Here is a 12149-nt window from a genome sequence, read left to right as displayed (position 1 = left end):
TCTGGCTGCTCACTGGACCGTGCCGGTCTTGAAGAACCTAACCGCGACGTCGTTGAACTCGTCGACCGCTTCATACTGCGGCCAGTGGGCCGCGTTGCCCTTCATGAAGTAGAGGATGCTGCCGGGTACCTTCGCCTGTGCGGCCTTCACCGATTCGGTATCGTGAATCGGGTTGTCGTGCGTCCACAGGAACAGCGTCCCCTCGGGTAGCTTGTCCAGCGGAATCAGATACTCATCGTGGTGCGCGAGGATTTCGTTGAGCTTCGGCAACACCGCGCGACTTTCCGGGCGCAGGTACATACGCAGACGCAGATCGACCAGTTCCCCGTCCACGAGGTGACGGTTATCCGGATGCATCAGCCAGTGCATGCGGGCCTGCACCGATTCGTAGGTGGGCGTGTTGTCGATGTTGCGTTTGTTCAGCCCGATGAAGGTCGCCAGGTCCTGCTTGCCCTTCTCCGTCACGATCGGGATGCCGCCCGCCGTGTTCAGCATCAGGCGCCGCACGCGCTGCGGGTTCGCCGCCGCGAAGTGCGCGGACACCCAGCCGCCGAGCGATTCGCCCGACAGGTGGGCCGCTTCGATGCCGAGCGCGTCCATCAGTTCGCCGAGCTGTTCGGCGAGCATGATCGGGTTGTAATCCCGAACCGGCTTGCTGGACAGCCCCTGGCCCACATAGTCGAAGGCGACCACGTGGAAGTCCTTCGACAGCGGCACGATGTTCTTCGCGTACGCTTCCAGATGGCCGTTGATGCCGTGCTGGAAAATCAGCGTTTCGGGATTGCCTTTGCCGGCCTCGGCGATACGGATCGTGCCGAAATGCTTCGTGTCGACATAGCGGATTTCCGCGCCAAGCAGATCAAGCCACAAACTCATGATTTTTTCCTTGAAAAGAAGCGGATACGACAACGCCACCCGTGCGGAGCCCGCACGGGTGGCGTCGAAAAGAGGGGGGTGACGCGGGGAAGCCGGCAGCGGGCCGGCAAATACGCGCGTTAGCGCAGCGGCAGGTTCACGCTCAGATACGCGCGCGCGATCTTCGACCACTGCTCGATCGTGAAGCGCGTGTATTCCGCGTCGTTGCGCAGGAAACGACGGATCACCATCCCGCGATAGATGCTCTGCGTGATGTTCAGGACGGTGCGTGCCGGTTCTTCCGCAAGCCCGATGCGCAGCAACGCATCGAGCCATGCCTTTTCGATCGGCAGCCGGTACTTGCGCGAGATCGCGCGAACCTTTTGCCGCAGTTCCGGTTCGTGATCGCCGAGGTTCAACAGCGACATCGATATCGTGAAATTCGGCCCTAGGTAGAACCGGGCCGAATCCTGCATCAGCGCGTCGAAGACGTCGTCCCCCGGCTTCAGACCGTCGATCACCTTCATGCTGGCTTCGGTGGAGGCCTGGTAGAGCTTTTGCAGCGCGCCGAGCACCAGCGCCTCCTTGGTCGGGAAATGATGCGACTGCGCCCCGCGCGATACATTCGCCGTGGCGGCGACCTGCTCGACCCGGAATCCCGCATAGCCTTTGCTCATCAACTCGCTGACCGCGGCTTCCAGTATCCGCGCGCGCATTTCCTCCCGCCTTTCCGCCTGGCTGCGACGTCGTTCTGGCACTTTTTTTATCATCGTTCCGTGTTGAGTCTGCTGAAACCGGCATTACACTACCCCACACGGCGACCTGGCAGCAAGCGGCAACACCGGACAGACGCGCTGTCGGCTCCACGGACCGGCCATATCCGGACCTCATCACAATGTTCCCCAAGCGGGCGGCGGAAAGTCGACGGCGGTGTCGACGGCCTCCGGATCACCCGCCGTCAGGTATTCCCACAACCGTTCGAACACCGAACCCGAACTGACCTGACGCAGGGCGATCTCGTCGCGAGTCAGGCACGCCGACTCCGCGCGCTGCTCGCCGGCAGCGGAACGGACCAGCGTCTCGATACGCGCGGCGTCTTCCAAGCACCACGCGAAGCCCGCGGCGAGTTCGATACTGGGCCCCACGGCAACGGCGCCGTTCGCCCGCATCACGAGCGATGGGGCGTCGCCCAGATGCGCAGCCAGTTGCGCGGCCAGCGCATCGTCCCGCAACAGCCTGGGGTCTTCCCAGAACCGGCAGGCCGCATTGAACGCGCCGACGCCGTGCCGGGGTCTCGGCACGATGCGCAGCGTCGACAGCGCCACCAGATGCGGCGGCATCACGCGGCACACGCCGCCGACGTCCGCGCGCATCCGATAGATCTGCTGGTGAATGCGCACCTCGCCGAGCACGCCCGGCGGCAGCGGCGCGTCCACCCGGACGACAGTGCCCGGCTCGTCCTCGCCGAGGCATCCCATCGGCCGCGACGCGCAAACGAGGAACGACGTCTCGTCGATCCGCGCACTGCAGTGCCCCCACGCCTGCACGAGGCCGTGGCGCGCGAGTGCTCTCGCCGCCACGCGTACGCGGCGCTGGAGGACGGTGAGATCGGCGCCGCTCATAACGCGTGCGCTCCGGCATCGACGAAGACCCGACCGCCATCGATTTTCACCGGCCAGCTACGGATCGCATGCTCGCACGGCATCGCGCAAGGCGCACCGCTACGGACATCGAACCGACCGAAGTGCCAGTTGCATTCGACTTCATAACCGTCGAGCGACCCATCTTCGGACAACGACGCTTCCCCATGCGAGCAGATATCGTCGGTTACGTAGAATTCGCCGTTGACACGATAGATCGCGAGAGCATGTCCCGAAGGAAGCGCACCGCGAAGAATTTCGCCTTCGGCCACGTCGTCCACCCCGCACAGTTCGACCATTTCAGTGGTTGTGTTCATCCCGGTTCCTCACAACATCGCGCTGCCGCCGTTGACACTGATGACCTGGCCGGTAACGAATGCCGCCTCCGGCAATGCCAGGTAGCCCACCATCGAGGCCACCTCCCCGACCTCGCCCACGCGACCCATCGGAATCACGTCGACGAACCGTTGAGCGAGCTTCGGGTTCGACTTCTTCACCCTCACCCACGCCTGCGTATTCACCGCGCACGGCGCCACCGTGTTCACGGTAATGCCGCTCAGCGCGAATTCGCGCGCCAGTCCCGTCGTCAGCGCGTGCATGCCGCCTTTCGCCGCGTTATAGGCTGCGTGATCCGGCAGGCCATTTCGCACCGAATCGGCGCCGATGTTGACGATCCGGCCGTACTTCGCGGCTACCATGTCCGGAAGGAACACGCGGCTGCACCAGATGGCGGTCCACAGGTTCCGGTCGATGGTCGCCTTCAGCGTTTGCGGCGTGTGCTCGAGGAACGGACGGATCACGCCGCCGCCCGCACAGTTGACGAGAATCTGCGCCGGCCCGAAGCGCTTCGTGACCGCCCGGTGCAGCGACTGCGCGCCGCGCTCCTTCGAAAGATCCGCCGCGTGCGCGGCAATCGCGTCGCCGAACGATTTCGCGAGGCGTTCCCGACTCGCGGCCAGTTCTTCCCGATTCAGGTCCGACGCGACGACCTTCGCGCCCATCTGCAGCAGCCGCTCGACGATACCAAGTCCGATCCCGTGCGCACCGCCGGTGACTACCGCCACTCTTCCATCCAGACTGATCTGTTTGTTTTTCATGTCGCTTAACCGACCACTTCCTGTATCCTCAAAGCGGACGCTTCTTCGGCTTCGTCCTGCTCGATAGGACCGCTGCGGCCGAACTGGCCATCGGGCACGGCGCCCCAGACGTCGAGCGATTCCGGCACGGGTTCCATATAGCGCGGCGGCCGTGCGCCGTGTTCCGCGAACTCCTCCATGCCGAAGCTGTACTCCACCGTGATCCCGTCTGGATCGAGGAAGTAGAAGAAGATGCTGTCGGACGGCGGATGCCTGCCCGGGCCGAACACCACCTTCACGTCGTGCTTCCTGACCCGGTAGAGCGCCCGGCCGATGTCGTCGATGTCCGTCACCATGAAGTTCACGTGATGGAAATGGTTGCTGCTCGCCGGCCCAACCGCAAACGTGTGGTGAAACGGATTCGGATGACAGCGCATGAACGCGATGCGATCCTCGATCAGGTCCGAGATCCGGAAACCGAAGTCGCGCACCAGCGAATCGCGGCTCGCTTCAAAATGCGCCGAGCCGATCACCACGTGGCCGAGGCGGGCGATCTTCGCGACCGTCGGCACGAACGGCTTGCCCATATGCTGGTTGCCGACGAACAGCTCGAACAGCAGCCCGCTATGGCGCTCCCGCACGCGGAACCCCGGGCCCTGCTTCATCTGCCGGGATTCTTCTTCCGGCACCCAGACCGGTGCCATGCCGAGCCGTTCGAAATGGTTGAATGCCGACCGTACGTCGCTTTCCTGCTCCAGTTCGAAGCTCACGCGCTTAAGTCCATGCGTCTTCGACTCGCACAGCAGCATGCTGTGATGGTCCCGGCTGCATCGCAGGTACGCGACGCCCTCTACCCGTTGCATGAGTTCGAGGCCGACCACATCGGTGTAAAACGCGATCGAGCGGTCGAGATCAGTGACGTTGATCGCGGCGTAACCGAGCTTCTTGTAGCGGAAAGGAAGCGTGATATCCATGCCCGTCCCCCGTCAGAGAATGATGCTCACCCGACCATGCGGGCGAAGCGCTTCGAGGTCGAGGAAACAGCGCTTTTCCACGATCCGCAGCTGACCGCCGACGCGCCGCAGGCGATAGTGCATACTGCCGATATACGCATCGTTGCTGCCGAATTTGATCCGGTAAGTCACGAAAGCCGCCGCGACCCGAATTTCGTCCGGGCCGGCACCGAGAATGCGGACGTTGCTGACCATATGCCGGGTGCGCGAGCGGGGATATTCCGAGTGTGCGCTCTTCTTCATCAGCCGGATCACGCGTTCGCGCAGCCGCACCGGGTCGTCCGCGATGTAGAACAGGCTGTCGTCCGCGCTCGCGGTGCGCGGGAGGTCGGTGGACGGCACATAGTACGTACCGTCGTCGGTGAAGAGCGACAGCCAGTCGTGGAGCTGCCACGTGTCAAGCAGTTCCGCTTCGTAAAACAGCAGGTCTTCGACCTCGGTTTTCGTCACGTAGTCCGCGAAGTCGCTCGACGATGGGATACGCACGGGTTCCTTCTCGATGGTTACGTCGTTCATGTGCGTGCCCTCCTCAAGCAGCGGTTTCCGGCAGGATTTGATGAACCTTCGACTTTGACGGCGACGACTCGCTGATGTACTGATTCCATCGCGTCCAGAACGCGCGCATCTGCAGCTCGTCGTCGTAGCTGGTCGACTCTTTACCCATTCCCTTGGAGATGTCGCTCCACGGAACGAGACGGTAGTTGTTGAACCCGTTCTGGCACGACTCCAGCGCCTCCACGTCGTCCGGCGTGGCAAACCCGCCCGGCCCGAGAAACTCGAGGAAGTTACTGAGCCGAAATTTCTTCGCCCAGTCGGATTCTTCATTGGGCGCGAGCGACCAGCCGTTGATCAGCATGTAGTTGGGCGCCTGCGGATAGAACGTCCGCACCGTGATCGCCATGATGTCGTTGATGACGAGGTTCGGGAAAATCAGCAGATTGCGGTTCTTGTGCGCCATGCGAGCCGCCATCTCCTCGCCGTGCAATTCGACGAGGCGCGCATAGATGCCGTCGATTTCCTTCTTGCCCTCCTCGCCCCACAGCGGTACCCAGGACGCAATCGGACGGCCCCAAGGCGCGGTGTACTCGAGCACGGCGTGACCGTTGCCGAGGTCATAGCTCGTGCCTTCGAGCTTCGTGCTCGACAGGCTGCCATTGGTGTTCTTCAGATAATCAAGGTAGGTCGCGTGCGTGCTGACCGCGTGATAGCCGTCCACGCTGTTCTCCACCAGTAGCTTCCAGTTCGCGCGAATCGCATATTCCTGCGTGCCGCTGGAAATCGCCATGCCGCTCTCCGAATACTTCGACACCAGGTCGAGGTATTCCTTCGCGCCCGCCAAATAGTCGGGCAGCGGTTCCACCTCCGCATTGAAACTGATGAAGCAGAAGCCGGCATAAATGTCGAACTTCGGCACCGGCACTAGGTTGCCTGCACCGCTGGCGATGAAGTCCTCGCAATATCGATCCTTGCCCGGCTGACTCTTCAGGTTGCCGTCGCAGCCGAACACCCAGCCGTGATAGAAGCACTGGAAGTTCTTCGAGTTGCCGGAGCGATCTCGGCAGACCGTGGCGCCACGGTGCGGACACGTGTTAAAAAACGCGTTGATCCTGCTATCCATGCCCATGGTCACCAGCAGATTGCGACGCGCGATCGTGCGGGTGACGAAATCCCCTGGCTTCCTGAACTCCGACACGTGTCCGACATAGAGCCAGCATCGGTCGAAAATCTTCTCGTATTCGTCGAACAGAATCTGTTCGCTGACAAACGCCTCCCGGGCCACCCGGAACTGGAGGTCCTTCTCGCTAACCTCCACCAACTTCGTCTCGCTAACCATAACCGTATCCTCGTGGTTCTGACCGTGCGCGTTCACAGCGCACAATGACGTAATGGAATACCCGAATCGGCGATTTGCCTAGGGTCGACCCGACTTCCCTGTTTCACCCAGCGGCGTGCGACTGCCATGTCCTTCGCTGCATTGACCGTGGCGCAGCCAGTGACGCGATCGTCGTCGCTCAACCAGAAGACGTTGAACGTTTCGCCAGCCGCGTCGCCGCGAATCACCCGTTTGCCATGCGTGGCGTGCCCTACAACCTGTAGGTTTATCGGCCCCTGATCGGACCAGAACCACACCGGTGCCTCATAGCGTACGGCGTCGCCCAGCAGGTTGGCGACGACATTTAGTGCGTGGTCCTGCGCATTAGCCCACGTCTCGATTCGTCCATAGCCGACGCCATTCGGTTGCGAAGCAATGTCGCCGGTCGCATAGATGCCAGGGAGAGCCGTCTGACCGTGCGCATCCACGCGCACGCCCGACGCATCGGTAATACCAAGGTCTTCGAACCCCACGACGTTCGGTGTCACGCCGATGCCGACGAGCACGCTTTCCGCCGCGATGCAGCTGCCGTCCGACAGCTTCAACCATCCATCGTCGAGCAGTTCCGTTGCGCTCACCCCGTAGCGAATGTCCACGCCATTATTTCGATGCGCGCGGTCAAGATAATCCGAGACGGTCTCATCGATGCTTCGCGACATCAGCCGATCTGAGGTTTCGATCACCGTCACCCGACAACCCAGCGCGCGCGCGGCCACCGCCACCTCCAGGCCGATCACGCCGCCCCCCACGATGACGACGGGCTTGCCGGCCTTCAGATCCGCGCGCAGATTGACCGCGTCTTCGACAGTGCGCAGATACCGTACCCTGTGCGGATCATGGGGGCCGCCGGGCAATTGGCGCGGGCTAACCCCCGTGGCGATCACCAGTCGGTCGAACGCGAGCGGTGACCCGTTGTCGAGTTCGATTCGCCGATCGTTCGTGTCTACCCGGATCACCCTGCGGCCGAGGCTCAGCTGGATCCCGCCCGCTTCGAATTCACCCTGCGTCTTGATGGAGCGAAGCGCCGCCGGTTCCGGCCTGAGCATTTCCTTCGACAACTGCGGCCGCTCATACGGCAAATGCGTTTCCTCTCCCACCAGCGTGATCTCGCCGGCGAAGCCGCCGCGGCGCAGGCCGAACGCCACCGTTGCCCCGGCCTGGCCCGCGCCGACGATCACGATCCTGTTGATGTCCTCGTTCATTCTGATCCCTGTCGCTTGATTCCAGATGCTTCGACTTTCACAGTTAAAAACAGACTGGTCCGTCTTTTTATTGTCACGCTGTTGAATGGACAGGTCAACCCGTGACGGCATCTTTCGATGCTGCGGCGCACCACCGCCATTCCGCGCGGCCACGTCAGAACCGCAGGGTGAAAGCCAGGGCGGCAGTGATCTATGACATCCGCACACTGATCGGCACGCTGGTGTTCGGCAGACCCGCGTTGGTCACCGTCTTTGGAAAGGCGTAGGTCGGTGCACCATCGACCTTCATGCTCTGATCGAACAAGTTCGACACCCCCGCCGTCACGTTGGCCGTCGGCGTCGCGGGCAGAATCGCCAACATGCCAATGCCTGGCGTCGCCTCCTGCGCGTAGTTGAAACCGTTCCGGAAGGTCCAGCTCGCGTTGTACCGGTATTGCCCGCCAATGGAAAAGACATTGATGTCGCGATAGTTCAATGGCAATGTCAGGCCTAACGCCTGCCCCGTGCTGGCCTGCGTGAAGCCAACCTGGATGTTCTTCATCACGTCGTGCCAGAAGACCCGCTGATAATCCACCGCAATCGACAGTTTGTCCGTGAAATCGCGGCTGACGCCGAGCGTGAGCGCCGCCGGCATCTGGAAGTCACGCGGCCGAACCGTTCCGTGTAGCGGGTCATTGCCGGCCACCGCGGTCAGTGTGGACGGTCCTGACAGATCGCCCACATCGGTCTTGAACTGGTAGGCAAGGCCCAGCCGTGTTTTCGGATCGACCTGGTAAGTCAGACCGAGCCGGCCACCGATACCCCACGCGTCCGCCGCGCCCTCGACCATCTTCCCGTTGTTGACGTTCAGATAGCCACCCGATAGCTGAGGAATACCGATCAGGGCCGGCAACAACCCGCCGCCCAAGCGGCCCTGTGCGGCCAGCGCGCCAATTTGCGTCGTATCGAGCAGCAGCCCCAGATTCTCGGAGGTCCAGATCGCGTCCAGCGATCCGCCGACCGTCAGCTTGTCGGTAACCTTGTACGAGACCGAAAACGGAATGTCCATCACGAGCAGTCGCGAAAAAACATCCAGTTCGGTGCTGACGTCGTTTGTGCTCGTCCGCGACAGAAAGCTGTCCGTGCCGTACTGCGTGCCCACGCCATCCGTTGCCTATCTGCCGGGACTGGCCATGCGACACATCGCCGATCAGCACGCCGGCGAAGCCAAAACCGATGTCCTCAAGTTACCCAAGGGCAAATTGAAGTTCGTCGACATCGAATTGGAGGAGTAGAAGCCCAAGCCAGGGGACTAGCTACGGCTTGGGACAATCACACTATTGCGCCTCAAATGGGTAGCTAGATAGGTAGCCAGAACAAAATTTTCAGAGATAGAGCAGCATAACTTATTGATAGTTATAAATTTTTTAATATAAACCAGAACAGTACGACATTGCGTCCCTGAGAATCAGGCTACTGCCTGCGCTAGTCGTTCTTCCTGCGCTGACTGAATGTCGATCCCGGCCTGCTCAAGCATCCATGCCTCGATACGCCTGTGCCAGAGACGCAGAAGATCGAGAGGACGACGGCGATAATGTTTCTCCGCAAGCGCACTGGGCTTATGACCCTGTATCTGGGCGACAATGCCGACTGGCACCTCGCACCATTCAGACAATGTGCCAAACGAGCGACGCAGGCCGTGAACGGTGACGTGCGGGATACCAGCCTCCTCCAGCGCCTTGGCGTGCTGAAAACGCGGCTCCTCAATGTGACCGCTGGCAGACGTCCGGCTGGCAAACACCCATTCCGACGGTTTCCACTCTTCGCCTTTCTCCCTCATGCGTTTGAACTGCACCTCGTCTGGTGGCGTGTTGTTCAAGCGATAAAGTTCCAGCAATAGCGATTCGAAGTACGGAGTCAGCGGAATTACCCGCGCGCCCTCAACCTTGTCAGCCAGCGTCACGCTGTGCCAGCGGAAATCCACTTCATCCCAGCGTAATGCGGCCAGTTCGTTCCGGCGCGGTCCATTCAGCAGCAAGCCTTGAAGATATGCCGCAATGATCGGGTTACCGATCTGGCGAACGGCCGCGAACCATCCTGCCAACTGTTCACGCTGAAGGCAGTCGCCGTCCTTGGTATTACTCGCCGGCAACACCGCCTGCACCTTGGGCGAATCGCAGGTGTCGGCTGATACCACGCCCTTGTAGTCGTCTTCGCCGGCCAGCCAGTGCACAAATGCACGGAGCAACCGGAACGCATGGGCCGCATTGGTTGGGCGCTCATCCGCCTCCTCGGCCAGCCACTCGGTCACGCATCGATCGCTCAACGCTGACAGGTTCAGCACCATCAGCGGCGCCAAAGGCCCCGCTACGGTCAGCCCCTTCCCACGCTTCTTCGGCTGACCTCCGGGCGCTGCGAATGCCTCATGGTCAGCGATATACCGCTCCGACCGAGGACGCTTAGTTTTTGGGGAAATCGACGTTCGGAGATAGTCAAGATATTTGGCCCAAGCCTCGCCAACGGTTACCTGATGACGTCGAGTCTCCGCTTTTCGCATCTCAAGGGCGACACGCTGCTCTGCTTCCTGCACTCGCGGGTCGATACCGTCATCGATGAGACATTGCAGGCTACGCGCCCGCTCCTGCGCCCGGTCGATTGTCCAGTTCCGTGGATCGCCAATCGTGACCCGCACGGTGTCACCGTGCAGTTTCCCCTGGAAGACGTACGCCTTTGCACCGCCCTTCGTTGCGCGCAACCCTAGCCCCGGAGCCTTGCTGTCCCAGATAAACGCCTGCTGTTTGTCGATCGGGCATTTGTACGCGTCTACCCGTGTCGCCGTAAAGTTGATCTTAGCCATTCGACACTCCAAGAACCGGTTACACGCCTTTCCATGTAACCACCATGTAACCGGATTCTGGAGGAATCAATCAATTTCCGTCAACCTGATAAATCCACCTAAATCAACTATTCCATTGTTTATAAAGGAAAAATATTTAAAACAGGAATAGTCATCAACACCAATGAGTGCCAATACACTCGCATTCGTAATGCGAAGGTCGGGGGTTCGATTCCTCTTTCCGGCACCATGCATCATCTCGAAAGCCCGTGCAATATCCGCACGGGCTTTTTCTTTTCCGCCGCTTCCGCCGTTCCCATCCCCCGAAAGTCCGCGCAGCCCAGGACGCTTATCGCCCCACGTCGCCGGAAAGCAGATATCGGGGCGTCAACTATCCCGACGAACAGCCGTTAAACAGGAAATGGTGGGAGCGTCGCTGCCCGGGTTGCGTAGCCAGAGCGCAACCGCGCGACCGAATGCGGAACGCCGGCAAAAGAAGCAAGAACGGCGATGCTCCCTTGTTTGCAGACGGAGCAACCGGCTGATTATAGGCCCCGACGTTTTCCCTGAAATGTCAGTGTGCGGTTAAAGCAACGCGCGAACCTGGAATACATTGTTGCAACGCCAGAAGGTTGGCGTAAGGGAACGCCGGGCCCGATAATCGGATTCGACAGGAGAAAGATCATGGACGAGAAGCCCCCAAGGATTCCAACGCCGGACAAGGTCTTCAGCCCGGACCCGGAACCGGCGGCCGTCGAGTTTCTCGGCGACGAGTTGCCCGCGCATGTCCGGGCTTTTCTGGACGAGCAGCACAAGGCCCACGAGCAGAAATGACGGCTTCGTTGCACGCGGCAGCAGGGCACGTGCGATGCGTAGTCGCTGTGGCGGCGGACGGCAATGCCCGCCGCCGACGGGTATTTTTTGCCTGACTCGCCTCTTCCAGTAGAATCCGCCCGCGAATGCCGATTACGCCCGCGCTTTCCGCCGCTCCCGGCCAATCGCCAGCGCTGCGCGGCGACGCCTGGTCGGGCCAATAGCCGTCCCCTCGAATCATCCCCGATGAAATCCGTTTTTCGCGCGGCGCTCGCCTGTGCCGCCCTGTCGTTCGGCCTCTCGCACGGCCCGCTGGCCCATGCCGACGACGACGACGATACCGCGCTCACCAATCTGATCGCCCTCGCCTCGCAACGACTTGCGCTCGCCGAACCGGTTGCGCACTGGAAATGGGTCAACCACCGGCCCGTCAGCGATACGTCGCGCGAGCAGGCGCTGCTCGCCGACATGCGGAAGCGCGGCACGGCGGCCGACCTCGATCTGTCATTCGTGCAAGCCTTTTTCCAGGACCAGATCGACGCCAGCAAGAGCGTGCAAAGCGAGCTCTTCGACGCCTGGAAAACCGCTCCGCCAACCGGATCGGCCCCCGATCTCGTCCACAGCACCCGGCCTCAATTCGACCGGCTGGACCGGCAACTGATCGTCGGGCTCGTTCGCGTGCAGCCGCTGCGCGCGAGCCCCGACTGCCCGGTGCTTGTGGCCCAGGGCATCGAGAACTGGAAACAACTGACCCGCTATGACGACGCTCGCACCACTGCGCTGACGCAGGCGCTCGAGCACGTCTGCGAATCGGGCGGCGTCGGCGGCACGGCGTAACGACGTCGCCGCCGGGCGGCGGCGC

At 61.5% G+C, this 12149-nt stretch carries 14 protein-coding genes; 3 read left to right on the top strand and 11 right to left on the bottom strand.

The window, feature by feature from the left end:
- Positions 1–9 precede the first annotated feature (9 nt).
- The 10 genes from CY652_RS21260 to CY652_RS21215 form a co-directional block, all read right to left on the bottom strand.
- Entirely contained in the window at positions 10–876 is an 867-nt protein-coding gene (locus CY652_RS21260) for an alpha/beta fold hydrolase (RefSeq protein ID WP_102132731.1), read from the bottom strand.
- A 119-nt stretch (positions 877–995) separates the two neighbouring features.
- Positions 996–1571, bottom strand: a complete 576-nt coding sequence (locus tag CY652_RS21255) for a TetR/AcrR family transcriptional regulator (RefSeq protein ID WP_258002398.1) — start codon at positions 1569–1571, stop codon at positions 996–998.
- Between the two features lie 174 nt (positions 1572–1745).
- Positions 1746–2477, bottom strand: coding sequence for a class II aldolase/adducin family protein (locus CY652_RS21250; protein WP_102132697.1), 732 nt, complete (start codon positions 2475–2477; stop codon positions 1746–1748).
- Positions 2474–2812 (bottom strand): non-heme iron oxygenase ferredoxin subunit, encoded by a 339-nt coding sequence (locus CY652_RS21245; RefSeq protein ID WP_102132696.1) that lies wholly within the window; start codon positions 2810–2812, stop codon positions 2474–2476. The genes CY652_RS21250 and CY652_RS21245 overlap by 4 nt, the downstream gene beginning before the upstream one ends.
- 9 nt (positions 2813–2821) lie before the next feature.
- On the bottom strand, positions 2822–3592 hold the full coding sequence (locus CY652_RS21240; RefSeq protein ID WP_102132695.1) for an SDR family oxidoreductase: 771 nt from the start codon (positions 3590–3592) through the stop codon (positions 2822–2824).
- 5 nt (positions 3593–3597) lie between these two features.
- Complete coding sequence (locus CY652_RS21235) at positions 3598–4545, bottom strand: VOC family protein (RefSeq protein ID WP_102132694.1); 948 nt, start codon at positions 4543–4545, stop codon at positions 3598–3600.
- 12 nt (positions 4546–4557) lie between these two features.
- Positions 4558–5100, bottom strand: coding sequence for an aromatic-ring-hydroxylating dioxygenase subunit beta (locus CY652_RS21230; protein ID WP_102132693.1), 543 nt, complete (start codon positions 5098–5100; stop codon positions 4558–4560).
- A 13-nt stretch (positions 5101–5113) separates the two neighbouring features.
- On the bottom strand, positions 5114–6418 hold the full coding sequence (locus CY652_RS21225) for an aromatic ring-hydroxylating oxygenase subunit alpha (RefSeq protein ID WP_102132729.1): 1305 nt from the start codon (positions 6416–6418) through the stop codon (positions 5114–5116).
- 32 nt (positions 6419–6450) lie between these two features.
- Positions 6451–7659 (bottom strand): NAD(P)/FAD-dependent oxidoreductase, encoded by a 1209-nt coding sequence (locus tag CY652_RS21220; RefSeq protein WP_102132692.1) that lies wholly within the window; start codon positions 7657–7659, stop codon positions 6451–6453.
- A 190-nt stretch (positions 7660–7849) separates the two neighbouring features.
- The gene (locus tag CY652_RS21215) at positions 7850–8707 is read right to left on the bottom strand and encodes an OmpP1/FadL family transporter (RefSeq protein WP_258002397.1); all 858 of its coding nucleotides are present in this window, start codon (positions 8705–8707) and stop codon (positions 7850–7852) included.
- Here CY652_RS21215 and CY652_RS24595 point away from each other — a divergent pair.
- Positions 8700–8933 carry a hypothetical protein gene (locus CY652_RS24595; protein WP_180970717.1) on the top strand — a complete coding sequence of 78 codons (234 nt, stop codon included), beginning with the start codon at positions 8700–8702 and terminating at the stop codon, positions 8931–8933. The genes CY652_RS21215 and CY652_RS24595 overlap by 8 nt on opposite strands.
- 173 nt (positions 8934–9106) lie before the next feature.
- On the opposite strand, the gene CY652_RS21210 is transcribed toward CY652_RS24595, so the two are convergent.
- Complete coding sequence (locus CY652_RS21210; protein ID WP_102132690.1) at positions 9107–10495, bottom strand: tyrosine-type recombinase/integrase; 1389 nt, start codon at positions 10493–10495, stop codon at positions 9107–9109.
- Between the two features lie 663 nt (positions 10496–11158).
- Here CY652_RS21210 and CY652_RS24590 point away from each other — a divergent pair.
- Together CY652_RS24590 and CY652_RS21200 are read left to right on the top strand one after the other, a co-directional pair.
- Positions 11159–11308 (top strand): hypothetical protein, encoded by a 150-nt coding sequence (locus CY652_RS24590; protein ID WP_180970712.1) that lies wholly within the window; start codon positions 11159–11161, stop codon positions 11306–11308.
- A 225-nt stretch (positions 11309–11533) separates the two neighbouring features.
- Positions 11534–12124, top strand: a complete 591-nt coding sequence (locus CY652_RS21200; RefSeq protein WP_102132689.1) for a chorismate mutase — start codon at positions 11534–11536, stop codon at positions 12122–12124.
- The last annotated feature ends 25 nt before the right edge of the window (positions 12125–12149 follow it).

This window comes from Burkholderia sp. WAC0059, from assembly GCF_002870125.1.
Lineage (GTDB): Bacteria > Pseudomonadota > Gammaproteobacteria > Burkholderiales > Burkholderiaceae > Paraburkholderia.
Note: the sequence above shows the minus strand (reverse complement) of the source record. Positions and strands in the feature narration are given on the sequence as shown.